Raw genomic sequence first — 24,066 nt, forward strand, 5'->3', positions numbered from 1 at the left:
CACGAACAATGTTGCGGTCTAGCGATTCGCACGCAAACAATAAGCAGTATCATGCAAATGCCTATGCATCAGCTATCTCGATGCGCGAGGCGCTTCAGGAGGGATCCGGTCGCCGAGTCCAGCGGGTCATGTGCACTGAGCGGCCACTCCGACGGCGACCACGCCCGCTGACCCCGCTCCGAGTCAGCGGCCCCCGATCAAGGCCGATGCGCCTCGGAAAGGCCAAGCTCGTAGCCGAGGATCACGGCGTGCACCCGGTCACGCAGGTGCAGCTTCGCGAAGATCGCGTTCACGTGCGATTTCACGGTCGACTGCGCAAGATGCAGCGCGGCCGCAATCTCGGCGTTCGTCTCGCCGCGTACAATGCCTGCGAACACGTCGCGCTCGCGCGGGCTCAGCCCCGCGAGGCCGCCGCCGGCATCGTCCCCGGCTGCATCGCCCCCAGCAGGATCCGGCCCGCTGGGCCCACCCGCCCCCGACCGCGGGGAACCGGATGCAACGAAGTGAGCGACGAGCTGCGCGGTGAGCCGCGGGGACACGACAGATTCGCCCGCCGCCACCGCGAGCACGGCCTCAGTCAGCGCCGCCGGCTTCGAGGTCTTGAGCAGAAACGCGCTCGCGCCCGCCCGCAGACTGCCGAACGCGTACTCGTCAAGGTCGAACGTGGTGAGCACGATCACCCGCACCTGGGGGTGCCGCTCGGCGAGAATGCGCGTCGCCTCGATGCCGTTCATAATCGGCATGCGCACATCCATGAGTACGACGTCGGGCTCCATCCGCGCGACGGTGTCAAGCGCTTCGAGGCCGTTGCCCGCTTCACCGACGACCTCTATCCCGTCTGCGGAGTCGAGGATGAGGGCGTGCCCGGTACGCGCGAGCGGCTGGTCGTCGACGACCACAACGGAGACCGGCTTCACCGCGTCACCCCCGACCGAGGCAGCGTCACCCTGGTCTGCCAGCCGGCGCTTGCCCCGCCCGCGGCGGCGGGCAGCGGGCCCGCCGAGAGCTCGCCGCCGAACGCGCGCGCACGCTCACGCATCGCCGAGAGCCCGACGCCCGAGCCAGGCACAGAGCAAGGCACAGAACCTAGCCCAGGGCCAGGCCCGGCCCCAAGCCCCGCGCCGCCACGTCCGTTGTCAGTCACCCTGACGGTGACGTCGTCCGCGGTCGGCGAGACCCGCACCTCGACAAACGTCACGTTGCGTGCGTGCCGGAGCGCATTCGTGAGCGACTCCTGCACGATCCGGTACACCGTTGTTCGCAGGCCCGGGTCCGCCGGCACTTCGCCCTCGATCGCGAGTGTCACGGGAAGGCCCACACTCTGGAACACCTCGATGAGCTCCCCAAGCGACGCCACATTGTGCCCCGAAGCTTCAATCGCGCCGTCGAGCACCGGGTCTCCGTCGCGGAGCATCCGCAGGATTTGCTGCATCTCCTCGAGCGCGCCCGCCCCGACCTCCCCGAGCTGGGTGAGCGCCGCTCGTGCCCGCTCGGGGTGTTTCTCCCACCCCGCGGCGGCACCGCCAGCGAGAGCGACCATCACGGTGACCGAGTGCGCGACAACGTCGTGCATTTCCGCCGTGATTCTCGCTCGCTCGGCGGCTGCCGCGCGCTCCTCGCGCAGGGCGATGACCTGTTCGATGGCCGCACGCCGACCCTTCGCCGTTCGCACGGCGACCCCCGCGGCGAGCGCTGCGACCCCGAACGGCTGAATGATCGCGGCGGGGAGGGCCTCTCGAATACCTATCGCGACCGCGGCCGCTGAGACGCCGAGCACGACCACCGCCGCGAGCGCCGCACCGATGAGGGTCGTGCGCAGCCGGGCACGGGTCGCGAGCGCAAACACCCCGAAGACCATCTCCGAGCTGGGACCCGCGAGCGAGTGCGCGTAGACAGGGTTGAGCGACGCGATTCCGACGGCTATGAGCAGCACGGCGAGGGGGTGGCTGCGACGCCACCAGAGCGTGACGGCGACCCCGAAGACGCACGCCCAGCCGAGCGAGCCGAGCTCCCGCGACTCAATGATGAGCGCAACCCCGGCCGGTACCGCGCACGCGAGGATGACGGCGACGTCTCCGATGCGCGGCCTCGAGGCAAACCACTCGGCAATCCGGGAGCGCGCGGGAGGCAGTGCAAGCTCACGTTCCCCACTAGCGGCTGAGCTCACCCGGTCCTCCTTCTGCGCCCGCGGCACCATCGTGGCGGCGCGAGTCCGCTCTCGACGCTACTGCGCTCGCCGGGTGAGCGCCACCACCCGTGGGTGGAAGCCCACCGCGCCTGGATCAACCCGGGGGCCCTGCCGTCCGCAGCCACCGCGGCCGTAGCGTTGCCACACACCCCTCCCCTCAAAGAGAGGCCCTCATGACCAACCATCACTATTCCGACCCGCACTGGCTCCTCCGCGCCGAGCACGTGTCGAAAACGTTCGGGCAAACTCGCGCGCTCGTCGACGCGAGCGTGACCGTGCGGCCGGGCGAGGCCGTCGCGATCATGGGGCCGTCGGGCTCTGGCAAATCAACGCTGCTGCACGCGCTCGCTGGCATCGAGCCCGCCGACTCGGGCACCGTGATCTTGCGTCGTCCGAACGAAAGCGGGTTTGACGACCTCGCGGCCCTCACCGATAGCGAGCGCTCGGGGCTGCGCCTCCGCCGGTTCGGCTTCGTGTTTCAGCAGGGCATGCTGTTGCCGGAGTTACTCGCGTGGGAGAACGTCGCCCTCCCACTTCTGCTCGCTGGCGTGCCACGCGGTGCGGCGCGGCAGCGCGCCACCGACGAGCTCGACAGGTTCGGCCTCGCGGGGACGGACGAACGTCGCATCGGCCAGCTCTCGGGCGGGGAAGCTCATCGGGTCGCGATCGCGCGTGCGCTCGTCACGCGGCCAACGCTCGTTTTCGCGGACGAGCCGACAGGCGCTCTCGACTCGGCAACCGCGAGCGACGTTCTCGGCGAGCTCCTCTCCGCGGGTACGGGCTCTGACTGCGCCCTCATCATCGTCACGCACGACGAGCGCATCGCGGGGCGCTGCGACCGGACCGTACGATTGAGCGATGGCCGGATCGAGGCGGGCGCATGAACAGGCGAGCGCCGCTCATGCTCGCGCGACCGGGGAAGCGCACCGCGACCATCGCGGTGATGCAGCTCATCGCCGCGTGTCTCACCACCGTACTCGCGTTCGCGGTGGCGATGCTCGCACGGGCGTTCTGGCTCGTGCCCTCGCCCGAGGCGGGCTACCCGGTTCTCGCGGTGGGGCTTGCCGGCGCGCTGCTCGTGCCACTGGTGACGCTCGGAAGTTCGACGGCGAGGCTCGCAGCTCGCAGCCGTGACGACCGGCTCGCGACGCTCCGGCTGCTCGGCACATCGGCCGCTCGCGTGCGGCGCATCGCGGTCACCGAGGTCACGCTGATGGCCGCCGCGGGTGTCGGGCTCGGCACGGCGCTCGCAGCCGCTCTCCCGTTCGCGTTCGAGGCGCTGCCGGTCTATGGGGATCCACTCGGCGCCGGTCAGCTGTGGCTGCCCTGGTGGGCGTGGGCCGCTCTCCCGCCCGCGCTCGTCACGGTCGCCGCAGTGAGCGCGCTCGCGGGGCTCCGCGCCGTCGCACTCACCCCGCTCGGTGTTCGCACGCGACAGAATGCCCCGCGCCTGAGCTGGCTGCGCGCGGTGGTGGCCCTCGTCGTGCTCGTCGCAGCGGTGCTACTCGTGCAACTCGCGTCGCCCGGGTGGGGCGTCGTCGCGATCGTCGCGGCGCTCGCGGTCACGATCCTCTCACTCATGGCGGTACTGGGGCTCGTGGGCCCGCTCGCGGTGGGCGTCGCGGCCCGCGTCACGGCGGCGCGCACCGCAGACCCCGCGGCGCTCGTGGCAGCCCTCGGCATCGACGACGACCCGCGCGCCGCGTGGCGCGCCGTCTCGGGGCTCGCGCTCGCGAGTTTCGTGCTCGTGCCCGCGGGGTCGCTGCTCGGCTACCTCGACACGATCAGCCGGAGCGAGAGTCGCCAGATCATGACACGCGACCAGCTACTGCTGTTCGCCGACACCCGGACCATGCTCCTCGCGCTCACCGCGGTCTCGTTCGTTGTCGTTGCGTGCCAGGTGGCGCTCACGCAGACCGCCGCGGTGCTCGAGCGACGTGAGCTTTACGTCGCGCTCGACCGGATCGGAATGCCGCGCGCGGTCATCGACCGGTCGCGCAGACGCAGAGTGATGCACCCCGCGGCGATCGCGGTCGTGGGGTCCGCGGCATCGGCATCGCTGGTGGCCGCGCCCGTCGTGTTCATCGCGGTGGCCGTCGCACCGCTGTTCCTCGCCGCCGCGATCGGGATCCTGGTGCTCGGTATGTTCCTCGTTCGCTGCGGAGTCGCCGCTACCGGTCCCGTGCTCACGCGAGTCATCACGGCACCGTCGCGCGGGGAGTAGTCGCGAAGCTACGCGAGGATCGCCTCGTACAGGGGCCGCAGCTCTGTCGGCGCCCCGTCGATGAGCTTCGCGCCGACGCGGCCGTCGGCGTCCCGTTCCTCGGCCGCGTCGCCCCAGATCGCGTAGAGCGCGTGCCGCCAGGCGTAGTCTTCGACGGGTTCGCCGCGAAGGTTTGCGGCGAGCGCCGAGATGCCGCTCGGGTCATCCGACTCGCTCGCACCGCGGAGGGCGAGAAGCGCGTTCAGGCTGCGCTCATTCGCGATGAGCGCAGGGTATGTCTTCAGGTGCTGCAGGTGTTGGATGTTTCCGGCGCAGGCGAGCAGGTAGGAGAGCCCGGCGTCGTCGAAGCCGTGCTCAGCGATGTGCGCGGTGAGGAAGTGCTGGTGCAGCGACTGGTGCTCGCCGTCGACCTCCCGCAGGTACTCGAGCACGAGGGGCACGAAGTCGTGACCGCCCGACTGAGCTTCCGCGATCCCGAGCGCGAATACGGCAAAGGTGCCCGGCATCGCGCACTCCTCGTCGTCGAGGTTCGTGTACCAGTTGTACTCGGCCATCGCGCTGCGGGCGTAGGCCGCGACCTTGGGCCAGAGCTCTGGGTACGCGGCGGCACAAGCGAAGAGCTGGTTCACTGACTTCTTCGGGAGCTTCTTCGCCTGGAGGTACTGCTTCGTCGGCCCACGGAATTCGATCGCATACGACCTGGGGAAGTCGGTTGTGTCGAGGAGCCGCGTGAGGTAGTCGAGGGCCGCCCCGTAGCTCGCGGCGTTCTCGTGCTTCACGGTGATCCTGATCGTCGCGAGCGCGTCGTTCGCTTTCGCTGTCACGCCCTCGGCGTCGCCCGCGCCCCGGAATGCGGCGAGCTCTTTGGGGAGTTCGCCCGTGCCGTGCTTCTTGAGCCGCTCAGGAAGGTCGCTGCCGAGCTTCGTCACCCAGTCGAAGATGCGGTTCGCGCTCACCGACGCGTAGCTCGGGCCGTGCTTCAGCTCGCCGATAGCGACGTAGCAGGCGAACTCGAAGAACGACTCGGGCAGATGGCTTGCGTCGGCATCGGCGCGCAGCTGCCAATCCTGGTCCCAGTCGCCACCGCGGTTCTCGAAGTAGGGCGTGCAGAGCCACTTCTCGACCCACTGGGTGAGCGTGTACGTGATGTCGTACCACCCGAACAGCGCGCGCATGCGTTCGGAGAAGTCACGGGCCGCCGCCGCGTCGAACTCGTCGGCCGGGACGAGCCCGAGGGCGTACTCAAGCACCGCCGAGCCGAGGAGCTTCTCGCCGTCGGTGTCGACCCCCTGGCCCCGACTGAGTTTGACTCGGCGAGCGGTGCCGTCGTTCACCGCCTGAATCGTGCGGTCGAACACCGCCCGCTTGCTCGCGTCGCGCAGGGCGTCGTCGAAGATCAGGTACTCAATGCCAGCCATGCGTGTCGCCCTCTCAGGTGGTGTGACGCTCGGAGTTTAGCGCGACCTCCTCGCCCTACTCCCGAAGCTATCGAGCGCGGCAAGAATTTGCGGTGCGAACCACACCCGGTTGCGGCGCTGCGCATGTACCGGCAGTAGCGCGCCCGCAGCGGCGAAGCGATCGATCGCGTTTTGCGCGGCAGGAATCGAGACGTGCAAGCGCTCGGCAACGATCTGGGTCGTCACGACGGGTTGTGCGAGCAACACGTCGCTCAGCCGGGCGACCGCGGAGCCACGCCGGGCCGGTATGTGCTTGGCCCAGGCCGCCTCGCACTCCCGCAGATCTGTGACGAGCCGCGAACCGTTCTCGACCGCGTGAAAGGCCGCCTGCGCCACAGCACCAATAATCGCTTCAGGGTTACCAGACCGGAACTCCCCCAGAGCATCGAAGTATCGTTGGGTATTGGCCAAGAGCCCCGCAGACACGGGTACTGCGAGGTTTCGAGTGAGCCCACCCTGCTTGAGTATTGTGTGAATCAGTGCTCTTCCCGTGCGACCATTCCCATCTGTGAAGGGGTGGATCGTCTCGAATTGTGCGTGCGCGAGGGCAGCTTGGACCAGCACCGGGATGTCGGTCCTCCCGGCAAACTGCACCAGGTCGTGCATCAGCGGTTGCACTCGGGAATGGTGTGGCGGGACAAAGGTGGCCTCGTGGGGCGAGATGCCGCCTCCACCGATCCACACTTGCTGGTCACGGAATCGCCCAGTGTGGTCACGATCGCTCTCCTCAAGCAGCGCAGCGTGCATTGCGATGATCGATTCTTCGCTAATATTCTCGGCAACCGCGAGCGCAGCCTCCATCGCGCGCACGTTGGCGGCGACAAGTCGCGCGTTTGCAGAGTCGGATGCGCCCAGCTCAGCGAGCGCAACCTGTTTTGCACTCGCCGTGAGGTTCTCGATCTCCGAGCTCGATGCCGACTCCGTTCTCAGGAGTATCCCCGTGAACGGCGCCGCGATCGCCCCCACTTCAGCATCGAATCGAGCGAGTTCCCCGCTCGCGTCAGCCGCGAGTGCCTGAACTTCGCCCGACACGACCACCGCTACATCAGCGATCGTTGGCGGCACCGCTGCCTCGTAGTCACCCCTCGCGCGCATGAGCGCCCGACGCGACGCCACTTCCTCCCCGGTACGAACCCAAGGGTGAGGTTCGTACTCCACCGCGGGCCATGCGCCTGTCCCGCTTGTTCTGCCCCTGTTCGTCATGGCAGCGATCTTACTAAAGGTTATGCGATTAATCTTTAGTAAGTGTTGCTGTACCCAAGGTTAGCGCGGCCAGGAGGCCGGTCAGCGCGACCGGGAGGCCGCTCAGCGCGCGGCGAGCGCCAGGTGGAGGATCGGGTACGGCTGCCCGTCACCATCGAGCTCGCTGCGCCCGACTTCTTCGAAGCCGCGGCTCACGTAGAAGCCGTGAGCACCCGGATTCTGCTCGTTGACGTCAACCCTGGTCACGCCGAGTCGCTCGATCGCGTGGGCAAGCAGCGCGCTCCCCACCCCAGTACCACGCGCGGAGTCGTCAACGAAGAGCATCTCGAGGCCACCCTCGGCAACCCCCGCGAACCCGACGGCCACCCCGCCGCGCTCGGCGACAACGAGCGTCACGGCCGGGAAGTACGCTGCGGCAAGGTTCCCCTCAATGCGCGCAAAGTCACCCTCAGCGAGGAAGTCGTGGGTCGCGCGCACCGCGCTTCGCCAAATATCGACGAGCGCCGGGTACTCGTCGGGCCCGAGCGCGGGCCGGATCGCCAGGCGGGCATCGCCCGCCTGCACGGCGTCACTGTGCACGGCGAGCTCGTGCTCAATGAACGCTGCGACGAGGGCGCGGTAGGCGGCCTCGACGACCTCCGGCGACGCCCCGCGCTCGACCGCGAGCCCGCGGACCTTGCTGATCACCTGCTCGACCCGGTCTGGCGCCCGCACCGCTTGCTCGTCGCTCTTTAGAGCCCCCGCGGCCTCGACCCAGCGCTGTCGGTTCGCGATGAGCTCGACGATCTGGCCGTCGAGCGCGTCGATGGCGGCTCGGACGTCGTGCAGCGTTGCGGTTTTGGGGTCGTTCATTCCTCCAGATTATCGTGAGCGCTCCCGAACTTCGGGAGCAACGGTAGCGCCAGCGCTACCCCCAGGCTCGCTTCGGGGCCATCGCGCTGCGACCTCGTTCGCGAATGAATGGAATAGTGACACATTCGCCGATTCCCGCTGAACCGACAGGCCCGACCGTCTCGGTCGTGATCCCAATACACAATGAAGCGCGGATCATCGAGCGCTGCCTTGACGCGCTCGTGTCGCAGACGGCGCCTGCCGACGAGATCATCGTCGTTGACAACGGGTGCAGCGACGGAAGCGCAGAGATCGCGCGCCGCTTCCCCGGGGTTCGCGTCGTGACTGAGCCCCGACGGGGCGTGACCTTCGCACGCACCACCGGCTTCGACGCGGCGCGCTCCGACGTCATCGCCCGGATTGACGCCGACACCGTCGTGCCACCCGACTGGGTCGCGCGTATTCGCACGGACTTTCGCGACCCGAGCCTCGACGGCCAGGGCGGGAGTGCCGCGATCGCCGAGCTCTCCCCCGGTCATCGCCTCTGGTTCGGGTGGTGGTACCGCGGGTTTCGAGTCTGGCATGAGCGCAGCATCGGGGTGAGCCCAATGCTCTACGGCTTCAACAGCGCGCTTCGCCGCGACGCGTGGCAGAAGGCGCGGCACCTCATCGAGCTCGGGGACGCGCAGGTGAGCGAGGACGTGGACGTCACGATCGCGCTCCTGAGAACCGGGCACCGGCTCCGCTACGCACCGACCCTCGTCGTGCAAGCCCGGCTGTTTCGCTCCATCGACCGGAAGAAGCTCAGCCGGTACTACGAAACCGACAGCATGACCCTCGCGAGGCACCGCTACGGCAACCGAACCCGGTGGTCGGGGCGCATCACGTGAGCGCCGGCTGGGCACGCTCGCCCAGGTTCTGGATCAGCGGGATCGCCCTCTGCCTCGTCGCCGGGATCGTCGCGGCCGCGTGGCCGACGGTCGTAGACGCCGCCCGCAGCCTCCCGCTCGTGAATCCGTGGATCATGGCGCTGCTCGTCCCCGTCCAGCTCTTGAGCTTCGCCGTCACCGGGGAGGCACTCTTTTCGTGCTTGCGCGCCAGGGGCGAGCTGCGCGGGATGCGCCCGTTCACGGCGATGCGGATGTCGCTCGAGTTCAACTTCGCGAACCACATGCTGCCGTCGGGCGGCGCCGCCGGCATCACGTACGCGAGCTGGAAGCTCTCGGGCATGGGGGTTCCCGCGGCGAAGGGCACCCTCGCGCAGCTCGCGCGCTTCGCGGTGACATTCGTGTCGTTCAGTCTCATGCTGCTCGCCGCGGCGACCTGGCTGGCCACTAGCGGCCAGGGCACACCCCTCATAATGTGGTCAGCCGCGGGGGTCGGTGCGCTCGCGCTCGCGGCGACAGGTGGGGGCGTGCTGCTCTTGCGCCGCCGCCGACCTCTGCACCGCTTCGCCGGAGTGGTTGTGCGGGTCGCCAACTGGGGTGGCCGAGTCATCGGCAGGCCGGCAGGCGTGCGGACGGAGAATGTCGTGCGCTTCTTCGATGGGCTGCATGTCGAACTCATGGAGATCCTGCGCTCGCCGCGCGCCCTCCGCGCACCGTTCGCCTGGTCGTTCCTCGTGCACGTCTGCGATGCCGGCCTGTTCTGGGTCGCGCTCGCCGCCTTCGGCATGCGCGCCGACCCCGCACTCGTCTTCGTCGCCTACGGCCTCGCGACGGTCGTGAGCATGGTCGTGACGACCCCGAACGGCGTTGGCGGGTACGAGGTGGTGATGATCGGCCTACTCGCGTCGGGCGGGCTGCCGAACGCGCTTGTTCTGGCGGCGATCACGCTCGCTCGCGCGATCCTGCTCGTCGGCACGATCGCCTTCGGGTGGGCGTTCTACCAGCACAGCGTGGCGCGGGGCGGTCGGCGGGCAGCGCTCGCACCGGGCCGCGACGGCTAGCCCGCCCCGAACGCGGCCTGCACGCCCGGTTCTCGGAGCGTGCGCAGCGACCGCACCGCAGCGAGCCCGAGTTCAGCCTCGCCACGGGGGCCCGTCACCCGCAGCACCCCAACGGAAGGGTTCCACGAGACAACCTGCAGCGTGGCGCCAGGGCGAAGGCTGTGCCCATCGAGTGTGCGCAGCACGGCCTTCGACGCCGAGACAACACGCGAAATCCTCGCGTGCGCGGTGCTCGCGGTCATGAGCGGCCCGTCGAGCAGCGCGGGCACAGTTCCGTCGAGGCGCGGGATCGGCTCGCCATACGGGTCGAACTCGGGCGAACCGAGCCGCTGCGCCGCAAGAGTCATGAAGCGGTCGGTCACTGCCACTTCAAGGCCCTCTGCGTCGTCAGACAGCTCGGGCCAGGGGTAGTCGAACAGCTCGGCGAGCACGCACCGCAACTGCCTGTGCACCCGCACGGCGCGCAGCGCGTCGCGCTTCCCCTCAGGGGTGAGCGCGACGGCACCATAGCGCTCATGTTCGACGAGGCCCCGCGACGCGAGCCGCTTGATTCTGTCCGACACCGTTCCCGGCGTGTGGCCGAGGCTCCGCGCGAGACGGGACACCGTCACAGGGTGTTCGCTGAGTTCTGGGATCGTCCAGATTGCGCGGAGGAAGCGAGTGTCTGGCGCTGACCGCGGGCTCGCGCCGGCAGTCATCTCGCGTCGTCACTCCCACCCGCGGCCAGCGCTGCGGCAACGCGGTCGTGAGCGGCCCAGATCTCTGCCGGGATGTCAGGAAGCCCCGCGAGGTGCTCGTGCCGGTACCCCATCTCCTCTGCCCACCTGGGGCCGTCGACCTCCAGCAGCCGCGAAAGGTCGCCCGCGGGAAGCTCGAGGCCGGTGAGGTCGAGCTCATGAGGTTGCGGCACGACACCGACGGCAGTTCGGGTACCCGTCACCTGGCCCTCGCGGTATTGCAGCAACCAAAGGAGAGCCCTGAGGTTTTCGCGGTAGCCGGGCCACAGGTAGCGCCCCTCGTCACGCTGAAACCAGTTCACGTGGGCGAAGGCGGGCGCGACATTGAGCGCGCCGAGGACGTCGAGCCAGTGCTTGGCGTAGCGCCCCTCGGAGTACGAGAAGAATGGCCGCATCGACATGGGATCGTACCTCAGCTGCCCATCGAGCCCCTCGGCCGCGAACGTTGCCTCAGCGCCCAGCGTGAGCCCGTCGTAGACACCCTCGGCGAGGTCGTCAATCGCCCGGATCAGTGGCTCCCGATCGCGCGTGCGTCCGCCAAAGATGACGGCGTCAATCACGACCCCGTCGGGATCATCCGCATCGTCGGCGAGGTTCGGGATCCTGCTAAGTGGAATGGTGAACCGGCTGTTCGGGTGCGCCCACGGGTCGTCGCGCCGCTCTGGGCCGCGGCCCGCGATCGGGTCGCCGCGCCAGTCGAGCCAGCCTTCGACCTCGGCTGGCGGTTCGGGTGTCAAGCCTTCCCACCACACCTCCCCCGTAATCTCGTTGTAGGCGGTGTTCGTGAAAATCGTGCCCGACCCTTCGGCGATCGCGGCCATGGCTGTCGGGTTGGTTGCGTCGTTCGTGTCTTTCGCAACGCCAAACGCCCCGTTCTCGGGGTTGATCCCGCGCAGCCGCCCCTGCTCGTCAACCCACAGCCAGGCGATGTCGTCACCGTAGAAGTCAACGCGGTACCGTGCGCCGAGGGCATCTGGCGGAAGCGTCATCGCCAGGTTCGTCTTTCCAGAGGCGCTCGGGAACCCGCCACAGACGTGATAGGTTCGCCCGGTTTCGAGGTCGCGGATGCCGAGCAGCAGGAACTGCTCCGCGAGGAACCGCCCAGACGCCTGCCCGTCGTAGGACGCCTGCCTGAGCCCGTGAGCAATCTTCCCGAGGAGCGCATTTCCGCCGTATGCGGAGCCGAAGTGAAGGATCGTGCGTTCGTCGGCGATCGTGGCGAACAGCCGCTGATCCTCCTCCGTGCCCTGGCCGAGCGCGTCGAGCTCGCCGGTGACGTGCACCCCTCGGACGAAGAAATCGGGGTCGACAAGCCCCTCGAGATACTCGATGCCCACGCGAGCCATTCGGACCATCTGGAGCACAACCGTTCGGTCGTCTGTCAACTCGACTCCCGCGGCGTAGGGAGCGAGCGGCGTGCCAGGCGGCGCCATGAGGTAGGGCACGACGTACAGCGTCTTGCCGCGCGACGCGCCACGCATGCGCTCGGTGAGGGTGGCTCGCACTTCAGCCGCCGGCTGCCAGTTGTCGTAGCGGCCGCGGTCGGCCTCGTCCGAGGTAGCGACGACCGTGCGTGCTTCCGAACGCGCGGTGTCGTGCGGGTGGGAGCGGGCGTAGAAGCGACCTACCCCGGCCTGCCGCAGTTCGCCCGCGGCCAGAGCCTCTTCAAGCAGCCTGGCGTCGTCTGCGGCGGAGACAAGCTCGATCCTGTCGGGCTCCGTGATCTCGGCCCATTCCCGCACAAACTGCCGGACGCTCTCGTGTCGCAGCTCGGCTGGGATATGCGCGGTGGTCCAAACGGCCATGCGTCACCTCGTTCTCTCTCGTTCGCTGGACTGGGCGCGGCTCGGCACCCAAACCAGTGGAATCACAAATCACTCGATGTAGCCAACTCTAATGTTCGGTATTACGTACTTCAAACATTGGCGTGTCGTAGTTACCCTCGCCACGATCATGTTAACACTAGATGTAGTGCAAAATCCGGCACTTGGCACAACATCTAGCGAGCAGTGTCTCTCGCAGCAACACGGAAGGCAGGCAGCTGGTGAACAGCAGACAGGCCAGAGCACACCGGGAGGCGCCACCCACCCGAGTGCTCGACAGCATCGATTCACACGACGTGGTGTTCTTCTCCAGCGTGTCTGAAAACACGCGCAGGTTCGTGGACCGGCTCGACCGCGCCGCGACTCGAATCCCACTCAGGCCCCGTACGGAGGGGCTGATTCGCGTCGCCAACCCTTTCGTGCTTGTGCTGCCAACCTACGGCGGGGGTGAACAGGCCGGTGCCGTGCCGAAGCAGGTCATCCACTTTCTCAATGACCCGGCGAACCGGGGCCTCATCCGAGGCGTCATCACCGCGGGAAATACCAACTTTGGCGAGCACTACTGCATCGCGGGGCCCATCATCTCGGCGAAATGCGGGGTGCCGGAGCTGTACCGATTCGAGCTTCTCGGCACCGACCGCGACGTCGCACGAGTCAACGATGGCCTCGCAGAGTTCTGGCAGCGCACGCACCACCCATCGGTGACCAGCTGAGGCCCGGGCACTCCCCACTTTTACTCCCCACCCCACCCGACGAAAGGCACGACCAATGACACTCATGAACCCCCCGGCGACCTCCGCGACCGCGCCGCCTGCGCCGCCCGCACCGCAGCGCGCCGGCATCGGCGAGCGCAAGGACTATCACGCGCTCAACGCGCAGCTGAATCTCTTCGCCGCCGACGGGTCGATCCAGTTCGACAAGGATCGGGAGGCCGCGGCGGCCTATCTCGCGCAGCACGTTGGGCCGTCGACGAAACGCTTCGGCTCGGTCTGGTCTCGGCTCGACTGGCTGGTCGCCAACAACTACTACGAAGAGTCCTTCCTTCGCGCGTACCCGCCGGCCTTCGTCGACCGACTGCACACCTCCGCGACAGCTGCAGGGCATCAGTTCCAGACGTTCCTCGGCGCGTTCAAGTTCTTCACCTCGTACGCGCTCAAGACTTTTGACGGCGCCGAGTACCTGGAGAACTTCGAGGAGCGGGTCGTCGCGACCGCGCTCTTCCTCGGTCAGGGAGACGAGGCCCTTGCGGCACAGCTGGTTGATGAGATGCTCTCGGGCCGGTTCCAGCCCGCGACGCCCACCTTCCTGAACGCGGGGAAGGCGCAGCGCGGGGAGCTCGTCTCGTGTTTCCTCTTGCGCTTCGAAGACAACCTCGAGTCGATCGGCCGCGGTGTGAACTCGGCGCTGCAGCTCTCGAAGCGTGGCGGAGGGGTCGCGCTGCTTCTCACGAACCTGCGAGAGACCGGCGCCCCGATCAAGCACATTGAGAACCAGGCCTCCGGCGTCGTCCCCGTCATGAAGATTCTCGAAGACAGCTTCTCGTACGCAAATCAGCTCGGGGCGCGCCAGGGTGCGGGAGCGGCCTACCTCCACGCCCACCACCCCGACATCATGCGTTTCCTCGACACAAAGCGCGAAAATGCCGACGAGAAGATCCGCATCAAGACCCTGTCGCTCGGCGTCGTCATCCCAGACGTCACGTTCGAGCTTGCGAAGAACAACGAAGACATGCACCTGTTCTCGCCTTACGACGTGCTGCGCGAATATGGCACCCCGCTGTCTGACCTGTCCGTGAGCGACCACTACGACGACCTTGTCGCACACCCAGGGATCAGAAAAACCACGGTTAGCGCGCGCGAGTTCTTCAAGACACTCGCCGAGCTCCAGTTCGAGTCAGGCTACCCATACATTCTGTTCGAGGACACGGTAAACCGGGCGAACCCGCTTGAGGGGTGGGTGAACATGTCGAACCTGTGCTCCGAGATACTGCAGGTGAACACCCCCTCCGAATACGATGCGGCTATTGGGTACGCGACCGTCGGGCACGACATCTCCTGTAACCTTGGCTCGTTGAACATCGCCCAGGCGATGGCATCGCCCGACTTCGGGCAGACGGTGGAAGCCGCTGTGCGGGCGCTCACGAGCGTGTCTGACAAGACCGAGGTCGACGCGGTGCCCTCGGTCGCCGCGGGGAATGCGGCGTCGCACGCGATCGGCCTGGGGCAGATGAATCTGCACGGGTACCTCGCCTCTGAGCGCATTCACTACGGCAGCGAGGAGGGGATCGACTTCACCGATGCCTACTTCCGGGTTGTCGCGTACCACGCGATCCGAGCGTCGAACAGGCTGGCAGTTGAGCGGGGCAAGACCTTCGACGGCTTCGACCGCAGCGCGTATGCCGACGGCAGCTACTTCGAGCGCTACGTCGCGCAGGAGTGGCAGCCAGAGACGCAACGGGTGCGAGACATCTTCAGTGCGGCCGGTATCTCGCTGCCAAGCGTCGACGAGTGGCGGGAGCTGCAGCGCGCCGTGCGCGAACACGGTATCTACAACGCCTACTTGCAAGCGATCCCCCCGACGGGGTCTATCAGCTACGTCAACAACTCGACTGCGTCGATCCACCCGATCGCCGCGAAGGTCGAGATCCGAAAGGAGGGCAAGCTCGGGCGGGTCTACTACCCCGCTCCGCACATGACGGACGACAACCTTGAATATTTCCAGGACGCGTACGAGATCGGCCCCGAGAAGATCATCGACACGTACGCCGCGGCGACGCAGCACGTCGATCAGGGCCTCTCGCTGACGCTGTTCTTCAAGGACACGGCGACGACCCGCGACATCAACAGGGCGCAGATCTACGCGTGGCGCAAGGGCATCAAGACCCTGTACTACATCCGCCTCCGTCAGCCAGCACTCGAGGGCACCGAGATCGAGGGCTGCGTCTCATGCGCGCTCTGACACCCGGCGCAACACCCCGAGCAACACCCCGCAGAAAGGCAACCGTCCGATGACTCACACTCCCGCCACTGACAGGCCCCTCAGCGACATCTCCGTCACCCCGCCCACGTATCGCACCGACCCGGCAGCGCGGCTCCGCCCTATCAACTGGAACCGAGTCACCGACGAAAAGGATCTCGAGGTGTGGAACCGCCTCACAGCTAACTTCTGGCTGCCCGAGAAGGTGCCGCTCTCGAACGACATCCCCGCCTGGCAACGAATGAGCGCAGTAGAGCGCACCCTCACTATGCGAGTCTTCACCGGCCTCACGATGCTCGACACCGTGCAGGCCACCGTCGGCGAGATCTGCCAGATCCAGGACGCCCGCACGGAGCATGAGGAAGCGGTCTACACCAACATCGCCTTCATGCAGTCCGTGCACGCGCGCTCCTACTCGTCAGTGTTCTCAACACTGACCTCGACCCCCGAGATCGATGACGCCTACCGCTGGGCAGTTGGCAACGACCTGCTACAGGAACGCTGCAAGAAGGTCCTCAAACACTATTTCGGCCCCGACCCGCTGAAACGCAAGGTTTCGTCGACGCTGCTCTCGTCGCTGCTGCTGTACGCGGGGTTCTACCTCCCGCTGCACTTCTCAGTGCACGCAACCCTCACCAATACCGCCGACATGATCCGGCTGATCCTGCGAGACAAGGCCGTGCACGGGTACTACTCGGGCTACAAGTACCAACGCGGCTTGGAAACTCGCAGCGCAGCCGAGCAGGCCGAAATGCGCGATTTCACGTTCGAGCTACTCGAGGAGCTGTACGAACTCGAGCTCCAGTACTCCGGGGAGCTGTACGAGCCGCTCGGGCTCATGGACGACGTCGCTGTGTTTGTGAGGTACAACGCAAACAAGGCACTCATGAATCTCGGCTACCCAGCGAGATTCTCGGCCGCGGAAACCGAGGTGAACCCCGAGATCCTCGCCGCGCTCTCCCCCGGTAGCGAGGAGAACCACGATTTCTTCAGCGGCTCGGGCTCGAGCTACGTCATGGGCAAGGGTGAGGAGACGACAGATGCCGACTGGGATTTCTAATGCGAAGATGATCAGCGTCATCGTCGGCAGCTTGCGGCAGGGGTCGATCGCACGGAAAATCGCGCGCGAGTGCATCTCGCTCTTCCCGCCCGGGTTCGAGGCCGCCATCGTCGAAATCAGAGACCTCCCGCTCTACGATTTCGACTACGACGACCCAGCCGTGGGCGACAAGCCGACACCGGCGGCCTACGCGGTGTTCCGCGACACCATCAAGCGCTCCGCCGGGGTGCTGTTTGTCACGCCCGAGAACAATCGGACCGTTCCCGCCTGCTTGAAAAACGCTGTCGACGTCGGCTCGAAGCCGAACGGGGACGTCGCGTGGCTCGGGCTGCCGTTCGGCATTGTGAGCCACTCCGTAGGAAGAATGGGCGGTTACTCCGCCCAGAAGAACCTGCGGCTGGCGCTGTCATATTTCGATATGCCTGGGCTCGGCCAGCCCGAGGTCTTCCTCTCTCAGTCGCCAGACCTGTTTGAGGGCGAGCACATCGTCCAGGGGTCAACGACCGCATTCCTACGCGACTACGTCGAGCGGCTGTGCCGTCTTGTCTCGGTGACCGACCGGGGAGCACCGGAAGAGTAATCAGCACGCAGGAGGGGCGCCGCGCAATTCATATCGTGGCGCCCCTCTTTCGTACAGGGCCTCGCTTGTCGTTCGCTGCCGGGGCGGCCCAAGGGCCTACAGGTGCTTCAGGAGTTCATCGGCCTGGTCGACGCCTGACACATATGACGCCGTCACCGTGCTCGTGCGCATCCCCGCCCAGAACAGTACGTCATCGGTCGGCGCGGACATGTCCTTCTCGTTGCCGCCGTGCCCGTAGGCTCCCCAGCTGAAGGGCTCGTTCGCCCAGTCAGTCATGAGAGCCTTCTTGTACTGCAGCCCGGAGTCGCCCGCGCTCTTACGCACAACGTCCAAGACCGCCTCGTACTTCTGCTCGACCGGCAGCGCGTGGAGCTCCCGAGCGGCCTCGCCCGTTTCCCAACCGACAACGACCTGCCCGCCGTATTCAGGTTGGGCGATCGACGCGTTCCACAGCGTCGTCGGGGTGAGATCCATCGACTCCGCGTAGCCCCAGGTCGCGCTGCCGTCGGGAGTGAACACCTGCCCTTCGAATTCGAGCAGGCACTTGAAGATATGGCTGTACTGGAATTCGTCGAATGCCACCCACTTGCGGTCGGGAAGCCCGGCGGAGAAATCGATGTCCCTGCGCTGCATGACCCCGGCTGGAACTGCCATGATGACGCGGCGGGCCGACATGGTGCCCTGCGATGTGAACAGCTCCACCCCGCTTTTCGAGTGCTGCACTTCTTCAACCACCGTGTCGAGGAATACGGGAATGTCGTCGGCGATAAAGGTCAGCAGCTGGTCGTACCCGCCAATGATCTTGTAGTCGCCGTCGTTGCGCTTCGGGTCGTCCGCGTCGAGCTTCTCGGGCTCGGGCGCCTCTTCGGGGTGCAGGGAGTATCGAATGCACGCTGTCAGTACCTCGCCGACCGCGGCCGCATCGGTCGCGTACAGCGGTTCCGCGTCGTCGGTCAGCAGGTATCGGAGCCCACTCGGGATGTTGTCGGGCGCAATACCCAGTCGGGCTAGGTAGGCGTCGGCTTTCTCCCGCGGCAGCGCCTCGGGCAGCGGCTGGCCCTCCCCCGCGAGGTCGAACTTCACGAGGCCGTCTGGGATGCCCGCGGGGAATGCCCACGACGCTGGCGCGTCAGGGGCGTGCCACGCGTGGGAAGGAGCGTTGTCGTCGGCGTCGTTCAAGCGAATGTAGTTCTTGGCGAACATCCGCATGTCGAACCCGGCCTCCTTGATCCAGGGGTAGGTGTCGGCGTAGGGGCCACCGTGCACGAGCTCGCAGCCCCGCTCCACCGGGATCCCCATCGACGTGCGATCGGTGAACATGCGCCCACCGATCCTGTCCCTGGCCTCAACGATCGCCACCCGAAGGCTCGGGTTCTGGTCGACGAGGCGCCGGGCCGCGCCGATCCCGGCCGACCCTGCGCCTACGACGATGACGTCCCAGTTCTCGCCGCGCTCGTCAGCTCCGGCTCGCCGGGTGATGACGTTGCCCGCGATGATTCCTGCGGTGGCGAGGCCCGCGACCGCGGCTGCCCCGACTAAGAGGCTTCGACGTGAGACGTCAGCCATGAACACTCCTTTGTTGTTCGGTCTCGTGACGGTGTGCGTGCGCGGCGGTCAGCCGCGCACGCTGCCTAGCGCGCGAGCGCTTCGGCTGGCTGCGCGCGCCGCACGTCTTTGGCGAGGAAGGGGAAGCAGAGGTTCAGGATCGCGGTGGCCACAACCATGCCGACGAAGCCGAGCACGTAGTCTCCGGTGGAATCCTTCACCAGGCCCATCACGTACGGGTACACGAAGCCGCCAACGATGAAGCCAATGCCGAGCACGAAGCCGTTGACCGCGCCGGCCATGCGCGCGGGCACAGACTCGGTCGCGAGGGCCAGGGCGAGCGGCATGCCGGTGTAGACGCCCAGGCCAACGAGCGGCAGGCAAATCGCGGCGAACACGTAGTTGCCGGAGGCGATGCTCACGGTGAGCGCGCCCATGAAGAGCGTCATCGCGAGACCGGCGAGCAGGATCAGGTTCTTGCGCTTGCCCAGGCTGTCAGAGATGAGGCCGAAGATGATCGACGTCGCGACGCCAGCGAGCACGTAGCAGGACGCGAAGAAGCCCGCGGCCGTGGTCGACCATCCGGCCTCCTCGATAAGGATCGTCGGCATCCAGACCGCGACAACCGCGAAAATGCCCCACTCACCGATGAAAAAGGCGGCGGCGACCAGGACGTTGCGGCTGAACAGCCAGCTGAGGGCGGAGCGGCCGCTGGTGTCAGCTTCCTGCGCGGCTTCGTCTGCCTGGGCCGGCGGTACGTCTTTGAGGAAGAGTGCCGCGATGACGAGGACGACAATGAGGAAGATCCCGCCGATGGTTGAACCGGTGCGCCAGCCGAACGCGACGAGCACGATTGCGAACAGGTAGAGCGCAAACACCGAGCCAATGCCGTCGGTCGTGAACATCACGCCGAGCGCGATACCGCTCTTGCGCTCGCGCTCGAACCAGTTGATCGCCATCGTGTACGGGCCGACGAACAACAGGCCAACGCCGAGGCCACTAATGGCGCGTCCGAGCATGAGCATGCCGTAGTCAGGCGCGAGGGCGAAGACGAACTGGCCGACGATCGCCGCGACGAGACCAACGAGGATGATCTTCTTGATTCCGATCTTGTCGCCGATCACCCCGGCGAAGGGCAGGATGATGCCGCCGACGAGGGCGGTGATCGAGGCGAGCAGGCCGGCCTGGCTCGCGCTGAGCGACAGATCCTCGGAGATCTCGAGCAGGCTCGGGGTCCACCCGATGTAGGGGATGAAGCAAGCGATGAGAACCAGGTATGACAGGCTCAGCATCACCCACTTGGTTGCGGGACTCGTCTTAGTCATGAAGGCGCACTTTCCATCTCGGCATTGAGAACAAATTCAACAATGAATTCGTTAAGAAGCAGCAAAACCCCAAATGTTTTGCTGCCAGAGCAAAACCATATAGCGAAACTTGCTTATTCACAACCCGCCATTCGCCTGACGTGGCGCCTGGGATCAAAACGAGGCGCGATTTACTCTGAGCACAAACGCAAAGAAGCCCCTCCGGAGAGGGGCTTCTTTCTGTGGCGACCCTGACGGGACTTGAACCCGCGACCTCCGCCGTGACAGGGCGGCGCGCTAACCAACTGCGCTACAGGGCCATACGTGTTATTCAGTTATGCTCTCGCGAATTACAGCTCCGGCAGGCCGGGCTGAAACATCGCAAGTAAAAGAACCCCCACGAGTAGAAGCCTCATGAGGGTTCAGTAACGGTGTAATAGCCGCTACGTGGCTCCGACCGGCATCGATCCGGTGACCTTTCGATTTTCAGTCGAACGCTCTACCAACTGAGCTACAGAGCCAGACGATCGTTTGAACTGGGTGACCAACTCTGGCAATCGCCGCTTGAATGAAGAAACCCTTCCTTAGAAGGGCTCCTCAATTCAGCGACCCTGACGGGACTTGAACCCGCGACCTCCGCCGTGACAGGGCGGCGCGCTAACCAACTGCGCTACAGGGCCATGCATATTTAATTGTGTCGGTATAGTGACCCCAACGGGATTCGAACCCGTGCTGCCGCCGTGAAAGGGCGGTGTCCTAGGCCGCTAAACGATGGGGCCGCGGCAATTTCTTGCCTTGCTACCGAGATATGAGCTTAGGGCACGAATGCCGGGTGACGCAAATCCCGGCAGCCATCCGGTATCCCTGGCGTGTCGCACGCCTGCCGCAGAGCGGGGCCAAGACCCGACGTTATCCGCCGAGAGCGCGCTGCACTCGGTTGAGCGAGATGTTTTCGAGCCGCTGTACGCCGTCGCCGGTGCGCTGCTCGAAGTGGTAACCCATCTTGCCCTGGCTGAGCATGCCGATGAGGTACGGTTCGTTCGCGTTCCACATGATCCAGGTGGGCTGACCTTGCATGTTGGGGCCCAGAAAAGTGAACTCAATCGCCTGCTGCCCGAACCGCTGGATGTTTGGCATCAGTCGGTCTGTGGGGAGCGCTAGCACCTTCTCACCCTGCCGTTGCACCTCGCTCATGGCCCGATCCTATCGAACAGACATAAAAAATACGATGAAGAAACGCTCAGCTGCGCACCCTTGCGCGCAGCTGAGCGTCATTCAGCGCGTTCGGAGCTACGCGCCAGCGTAAAACGCGCCGACCGCGCGGGCGAGCCCGTGCAAGTCATCGACGTGCGCGAGTTCGCGCGCCGAGTGCATCGACAGCAGCGGAACTCCGACGTCGACGGTGCGGATCCCGATCCTCGTTGCCGTGATCGGACCGATCGTCGAGCCGCACGGAACCGTGTTATTCGAGACGAACTCCTGCGTCTGAACCCCGGCGGCCTCGCACGCGCGCTGCCAGAGGGCAGCTCCGTGCGCATCGCTCGCGTAGCGCTGGTTCGCGTTGATCTTCAGCATCGGCCCCTTGCCCGCGAGCGGGCGCACGTTCGGGTCGTGCTTCTCTTGGTAGTTCGGGTGCACCGAGTGCCCAGCGTCGGCCGACAGGCACCACGACGCTGCGAGCGCGCGAGCGGCCTCATCGGGCGTCGCACCAAGCCCGGCACGCAACCGACCAAGAACGTCCGCCAGGAACGGCCCTGCGGCACCTGAGCGGGTCTCCGAACCGAGCTCTTCATGGTCGAACGACGCGAACACAGAGACGGTGCCGGGCGCGGGCTCGGTCTCGATGAGCGCCACCAGGCCAGCGAAGGTCGAGCTCAGGTTGTCGAGCCGCGGCGAAGCGAGGAATTCCTGGCGCGCCCCGATCCTGCTCGCAGGCTGCGTGTCGTACAGCCGCACGTCGGTGCCCGCGATGTCGTCGGCCGCGGCGTCGCTCGCGGCCGCGAGCAGCTCCATCACCGAGGTGTCGGGCGCGGAGACCGCGAGAATGGGCTGCGTGTGGCGCTGCCGATCGAGCGTCAGACCCGAGTTCGCGTCGCGGTCGAGGTGGATCGCGAGCTGCGGGATGCGAGCGACGGCCTGCGTGCAGACGAGGCGCTCCTCCCCCGAGCGGGTAACGATGCGCCCCGCGAACCCGAGGTCGCGGTCGAGCCACGAGTTGATGAGCGGCCCGCCGTAGACCTCGACCCCGGCCTGCGACCAGCCCGCGGCCGTGAAGTCAGGCTGCGGCTTCAAGACGAAGCCGGGCGAATCGGTGTGCGCTCCGAGCACGCGCACGGGGCTCGTCGCGGAGACGGTCTCGCCCGCGCGCCAGGCGATAACCGCGCCGTCGCGCACGACGACGCCGCGGGCGCCGGATGCGATCGGCCCCCACGCGTCGTCTTCAGTGAGCTCGGTGAACCCCTGGCCCACGAGCATCGCTGCCGAAAATCGCGCCGCGTGGTACGAGCTCGGCGATGATCCTACGAACCCGATGAACTCATTGATGTAGTCGTCGCGACTCTCAAGCAGCGTCTCGGTCATGGCGCTAGTTCATCTCGCTTGACTGCGGTGCGTCTGTCGCGGCGGGAGCCGTGAACGCTGCGGCGAGCTCGGTGAGCAGGCGCGCGCCGAAACCGGTCGAGCCTGTCGAGCGCCACAGGTCGTCGCTCGCGACCTCCATCGTCGGGGCGATGTCGATGTGGCCCCACGGCACGTCAGCGACGAACTCGTTGAGGAACAGGGCTGCGAGGATCGCACCGCCGTACGGGCCGCCGATGTTCGACAGGTCGGCGACGTTCGACTTCATCTGGTCGGCGTAGCGGTGATCGAGCGGCATCTGCCAGACGCGCTCGTCGGTGAGGTCAGCCGCCGCCGCAAGCTGCGCCGCGACCTCATCGTTGTTCGCGAAGGTCGCTGCCGTGCGGAGCCCAAGCGCCGCCATCGCGTTGCCGGTAAGGGTCGCAATGTCGACAATCGCGTCGGGGCGATCGGCTTCCTCAGTTGCGAGCACGAGGCCGTCCGCCATGACGATGCGGCCCTCGGCGTCCGAGTTCTTCACCTCGATGGTCTTGCCACCACGGATCGTGAGCACGTCGCCGATCTTCGTCGCGGTGCCCGAGAGCATGTTGTCGGTGCACATGAGCCAGCCGGTGACCTTGTTCGTCACGCCGAGCTCGCGCAGGCCGAGCATCGCCGAGAAGACGGCGCCCGCACCCATCATGTCCATCTTCATGTCACCCATCGACGTCGGGGGCTTCAGGCTCACGCCGCCCGAGTCGAACATGATGCCCTTGCCAACGAGGCCAAGGTGCGGGGTGTTCGCGTTCGCGCCCTCGGGCGTGTAACGCAGCTTGATCATGCGGGGCTCGTCGACGGAGCCAGCATTGACGCCGAGCAGACCGCCGGTGCCGAGCTCGATGAGCGCGTCACGGTCGAAGATCTCAACCTCGAGGCCGAACTCCGGGCCGAGCTTCGCGGCGATGTCAGCGAACTTCTCAGCGGTGAGATGACGCGGCGGGGTGTTGCCGAGGTCGCGCGAGATCGAGGCCGCGCGTGCGAGCACGAGCCCGCGAGCGACGCCCTCCTTGGCTGCAGCCTGGTCTGCGTCGGCGACGCCGAGCGTCAGCGTCTTCAGCGCGACGTTCTTCGCCTCGCCCTTCAGCGCCTCAAACCGGTAGCGCGCGAGCACGGCGCCCTCGGTTGCGGCGAGCGCGGCGTCGCGCGCGCTCAGCTCGTCGGAGATCACTTCGGTGAGGTCGAGAGCGAGGGCGTCCGACTCGCTCGCAGCGCGGGTGAAGGAAGCGACCGCGTTGCGGAGCTCAGCAGCCGAGGTGATGCCCTTGCCGGTGCCGACGAGCACGCAGAGCGTCTGGCCGGGGAGGCGCAGCGTCTGGCCGGCCTTCCCGGTGAATCCGGCGGCCGCAAGCGACTCGCGGGTCTGGCCTTCGAGGTGATCACATGATGGCAGATCCCCCTCGGCGGCGATCAGGCACGCGCGGACGGGCGCTGCGGTGACATCGGCGCCGGAGCCGATGACAACGTCAGTTGTCTGCGCGAGCGAAGGGACAGGATCGAAGGATGGGTCAATCACTACACTCATGCCCCCACCCTATCCCTCGGGGGTAACGCACCGCAGGCCCCCACAAGAACAG

General features: G+C 66.6%; 20 protein-coding genes and 4 tRNA genes. 8 read left to right on the top strand and 16 right to left on the bottom strand.

Annotated elements, in window-relative coordinates; all coding sequences use genetic code 11:
- Positions 1–197: 197 nt before the first annotated feature.
- Both FB468_RS07705 and FB468_RS07710 read right to left on the bottom strand, forming a co-directional pair.
- Positions 198–917, bottom strand: coding sequence for a response regulator transcription factor (locus FB468_RS07705; RefSeq protein WP_141886822.1), 720 nt, complete (start codon positions 915–917; stop codon positions 198–200).
- The gene (locus FB468_RS07710; protein WP_170219660.1) at positions 914–2,167 is read right to left on the bottom strand and encodes a sensor histidine kinase; all 1,254 of its coding nucleotides are present in this window, start codon (positions 2,165–2,167) and stop codon (positions 914–916) included. The genes FB468_RS07705 and FB468_RS07710 overlap by 4 nt, the downstream gene beginning before the upstream one ends.
- A gap of 194 nt (positions 2,168–2,361) precedes the next feature.
- Between FB468_RS07710 and FB468_RS07715 the strand changes: the two genes are divergently transcribed.
- Positions 2,362–3,072: an ABC transporter ATP-binding protein gene (locus tag FB468_RS07715; RefSeq protein WP_141886824.1), complete on the top strand. Its 711-nt coding sequence runs from the start codon at positions 2,362–2,364 to the stop codon at positions 3,070–3,072.
- Positions 3,069–4,412 (top strand): permease, encoded by a 1,344-nt coding sequence (locus FB468_RS07720; protein ID WP_141886825.1) that lies wholly within the window; start codon positions 3,069–3,071, stop codon positions 4,410–4,412. The genes FB468_RS07715 and FB468_RS07720 overlap by 4 nt, the downstream gene beginning before the upstream one ends.
- Positions 4,413–4,420: 8 nt before the next feature.
- Here FB468_RS07720 and FB468_RS07725 read toward each other — a convergent pair whose 3' ends face one another.
- The 3 genes from FB468_RS07725 to FB468_RS17555 form a co-directional block, all read right to left on the bottom strand.
- Positions 4,421–5,830 carry a DUF6138 family protein gene (locus FB468_RS07725; protein ID WP_141886826.1) on the bottom strand — a complete coding sequence of 470 codons (1,410 nt, stop codon included), beginning with the start codon at positions 5,828–5,830 and terminating at the stop codon, positions 4,421–4,423.
- Between the two features lie 36 nt (positions 5,831–5,866).
- Entirely contained in the window at positions 5,867–7,072 is a 1,206-nt protein-coding gene (locus FB468_RS17550) for a Fic family protein (RefSeq protein WP_141886827.1), read from the bottom strand.
- Positions 7,073–7,174: 102 nt separating this feature from the next.
- The gene (locus FB468_RS17555; RefSeq protein WP_141886828.1) at positions 7,175–7,924 is read right to left on the bottom strand and encodes a GNAT family N-acetyltransferase; all 750 of its coding nucleotides are present in this window, start codon (positions 7,922–7,924) and stop codon (positions 7,175–7,177) included.
- 116 nt (positions 7,925–8,040) lie between these two features.
- On the opposite strand from FB468_RS17555, the gene FB468_RS07740 reads away from it, so the two are divergent.
- A complete protein-coding gene (locus tag FB468_RS07740; protein WP_170219661.1) occupies positions 8,041–8,793 on the top strand; it encodes a glycosyltransferase family 2 protein in 753 nt (250 codons plus the stop codon).
- Entirely contained in the window at positions 8,790–9,851 is a 1,062-nt protein-coding gene (locus FB468_RS07745) for a lysylphosphatidylglycerol synthase transmembrane domain-containing protein (protein WP_170219662.1), read from the top strand. The genes FB468_RS07740 and FB468_RS07745 overlap by 4 nt, the downstream gene beginning before the upstream one ends.
- Here FB468_RS07745 and FB468_RS07750 read toward each other — a convergent pair.
- Together FB468_RS07750 and FB468_RS07755 are read right to left on the bottom strand one after the other, a co-directional pair.
- Positions 9,848–10,549, bottom strand: coding sequence for a metal-dependent transcriptional regulator (locus FB468_RS07750; protein WP_141886831.1), 702 nt, complete (start codon positions 10,547–10,549; stop codon positions 9,848–9,850). The genes FB468_RS07745 and FB468_RS07750 overlap by 4 nt on opposite strands.
- Positions 10,546–12,393 carry a phosphoenolpyruvate carboxykinase (GTP) gene (locus FB468_RS07755; protein ID WP_141886832.1) on the bottom strand — a complete coding sequence of 616 codons (1,848 nt, stop codon included), beginning with the start codon at positions 12,391–12,393 and terminating at the stop codon, positions 10,546–10,548. The genes FB468_RS07750 and FB468_RS07755 overlap by 4 nt, the downstream gene beginning before the upstream one ends.
- Positions 12,394–12,680: 287 nt before the next feature.
- Here FB468_RS07755 and nrdI point away from each other — a divergent pair, with 287 nt between their 5' ends.
- The 4 genes from nrdI (at position 12,681) to FB468_RS07775 (ending at position 17,027) form a co-directional block, all read left to right on the top strand.
- A complete protein-coding gene (gene nrdI / locus FB468_RS07760) occupies positions 12,681–13,124 on the top strand; it encodes a class Ib ribonucleoside-diphosphate reductase assembly flavoprotein NrdI (protein WP_211359174.1) in 444 nt (147 codons plus the stop codon).
- A gap of 64 nt (positions 13,125–13,188) precedes the next feature.
- Positions 13,189–15,369 (top strand): class 1b ribonucleoside-diphosphate reductase subunit alpha, encoded by a 2,181-nt coding sequence (gene nrdE, locus FB468_RS07765; RefSeq protein ID WP_141888196.1) that lies wholly within the window; start codon positions 13,189–13,191, stop codon positions 15,367–15,369.
- 49 nt (positions 15,370–15,418) lie between these two features.
- Complete coding sequence (gene nrdF, locus FB468_RS07770) at positions 15,419–16,447, top strand: class 1b ribonucleoside-diphosphate reductase subunit beta (protein ID WP_141886834.1); 1,029 nt, start codon at positions 15,419–15,421, stop codon at positions 16,445–16,447.
- Positions 16,428–17,027, top strand: a complete 600-nt coding sequence (locus FB468_RS07775; protein WP_211359103.1) for an NADPH-dependent FMN reductase — start codon at positions 16,428–16,430, stop codon at positions 17,025–17,027. The genes nrdF and FB468_RS07775 overlap by 20 nt, the downstream gene beginning before the upstream one ends.
- A gap of 96 nt (positions 17,028–17,123) precedes the next feature.
- Here FB468_RS07775 and FB468_RS07780 read toward each other — a convergent pair whose 3' ends face one another.
- From FB468_RS07780 to FB468_RS07820, 9 genes are all read right to left on the bottom strand, one after another.
- Entirely contained in the window at positions 17,124–18,593 is a 1,470-nt protein-coding gene (locus tag FB468_RS07780; protein ID WP_141886835.1) for a flavin monoamine oxidase family protein, read from the bottom strand.
- Between the two features lie 65 nt (positions 18,594–18,658).
- Complete coding sequence (locus tag FB468_RS07785; protein ID WP_141886836.1) at positions 18,659–19,897, bottom strand: MFS transporter; 1,239 nt, start codon at positions 19,895–19,897, stop codon at positions 18,659–18,661.
- A 222-nt stretch (positions 19,898–20,119) separates the two neighbouring features.
- Positions 20,120–20,196 (bottom strand) — tRNA-Asp (locus tag FB468_RS07790).
- A 128-nt stretch (positions 20,197–20,324) separates the two neighbouring features.
- Positions 20,325–20,397 (bottom strand) — tRNA-Phe (locus tag FB468_RS07795).
- An 85-nt stretch (positions 20,398–20,482) separates the two neighbouring features.
- Positions 20,483–20,556, bottom strand: a tRNA-Asp gene (locus FB468_RS07800).
- A gap of 26 nt (positions 20,557–20,582) precedes the next feature.
- Positions 20,583–20,655: transfer RNA gene (locus FB468_RS07805), tRNA-Glu, on the bottom strand.
- A 130-nt stretch (positions 20,656–20,785) separates the two neighbouring features.
- The gene (locus tag FB468_RS07810; RefSeq protein WP_141886837.1) at positions 20,786–21,070 is read right to left on the bottom strand and encodes a hypothetical protein; all 285 of its coding nucleotides are present in this window, start codon (positions 21,068–21,070) and stop codon (positions 20,786–20,788) included.
- A gap of 96 nt (positions 21,071–21,166) precedes the next feature.
- Positions 21,167–22,456 carry a M18 family aminopeptidase gene (locus tag FB468_RS07815; RefSeq protein ID WP_141886838.1) on the bottom strand — a complete coding sequence of 430 codons (1,290 nt, stop codon included), beginning with the start codon at positions 22,454–22,456 and terminating at the stop codon, positions 21,167–21,169.
- 4 nt (positions 22,457–22,460) lie between these two features.
- Positions 22,461–24,014 carry a leucyl aminopeptidase family protein gene (locus FB468_RS07820; RefSeq protein ID WP_141886839.1) on the bottom strand — a complete coding sequence of 518 codons (1,554 nt, stop codon included), beginning with the start codon at positions 24,012–24,014 and terminating at the stop codon, positions 22,461–22,463.
- Positions 24,015–24,066: the final 52 nt, after the last annotated feature.

This window comes from Leucobacter komagatae (assembly GCF_006716085.1).
Lineage (GTDB): Bacteria > Actinomycetota > Actinomycetes > Actinomycetales > Microbacteriaceae > Leucobacter > Leucobacter komagatae.

What these genes read in the sequence shown, in the direction of transcription:
- FB468_RS07715 (WP_141886824.1), top strand. Translation starts at nt 2,362, where the DNA reads ATGACCAACCATCACTATTCCGACCCGCACTGGCTCCTCCGCGCCGAG.
- FB468_RS17550 (WP_141886827.1), bottom strand. Translation starts at nt 7,072, where the DNA reads ATGACGAACAGGGGCAGAACAAGCGGGACAGGCGCATGGCCCGCGGTG.
- FB468_RS07815 (WP_141886838.1), bottom strand. Translation starts at nt 22,456, where the DNA reads ATGACCGAGACGCTGCTTGAGAGTCGCGACGACTACATCAATGAGTTC.
- FB468_RS07810 (WP_141886837.1), bottom strand. Translation starts at nt 21,070, where the DNA reads ATGAGCGAGGTGCAACGGCAGGGTGAGAAGGTGCTAGCGCTCCCCACA.
- FB468_RS07720 (WP_141886825.1), top strand. Translation starts at nt 3,069, where the DNA reads ATGAACAGGCGAGCGCCGCTCATGCTCGCGCGACCGGGGAAGCGCACC.
- nrdE (WP_141888196.1), top strand. Translation starts at nt 13,189, where the DNA reads ATGAACCCCCCGGCGACCTCCGCGACCGCGCCGCCTGCGCCGCCCGCA.
- FB468_RS07775 (WP_211359103.1), top strand. Translation starts at nt 16,428, where the DNA reads ATGCCGACTGGGATTTCTAATGCGAAGATGATCAGCGTCATCGTCGGC.
- FB468_RS07725 (WP_141886826.1), bottom strand. Translation starts at nt 5,830, where the DNA reads ATGGCTGGCATTGAGTACCTGATCTTCGACGACGCCCTGCGCGACGCG.
- FB468_RS07785 (WP_141886836.1), bottom strand. Translation starts at nt 19,897, where the DNA reads ATGACTAAGACGAGTCCCGCAACCAAGTGGGTGATGCTGAGCCTGTCA.
- nrdF (WP_141886834.1), top strand. Translation starts at nt 15,419, where the DNA reads ATGACTCACACTCCCGCCACTGACAGGCCCCTCAGCGACATCTCCGTC.
- FB468_RS07755 (WP_141886832.1), bottom strand. Translation starts at nt 12,393, where the DNA reads ATGGCCGTTTGGACCACCGCGCATATCCCAGCCGAGCTGCGACACGAG.
- FB468_RS07750 (WP_141886831.1), bottom strand. Translation starts at nt 10,549, where the DNA reads ATGACTGCCGGCGCGAGCCCGCGGTCAGCGCCAGACACTCGCTTCCTC.
- FB468_RS17555 (WP_141886828.1), bottom strand. Translation starts at nt 7,924, where the DNA reads ATGAACGACCCCAAAACCGCAACGCTGCACGACGTCCGAGCCGCCATC.
- FB468_RS07820 (WP_141886839.1), bottom strand. Translation starts at nt 24,014, where the DNA reads ATGAGTGTAGTGATTGACCCATCCTTCGATCCTGTCCCTTCGCTCGCG.
- FB468_RS07780 (WP_141886835.1), bottom strand. Translation starts at nt 18,593, where the DNA reads ATGGCTGACGTCTCACGTCGAAGCCTCTTAGTCGGGGCAGCCGCGGTC.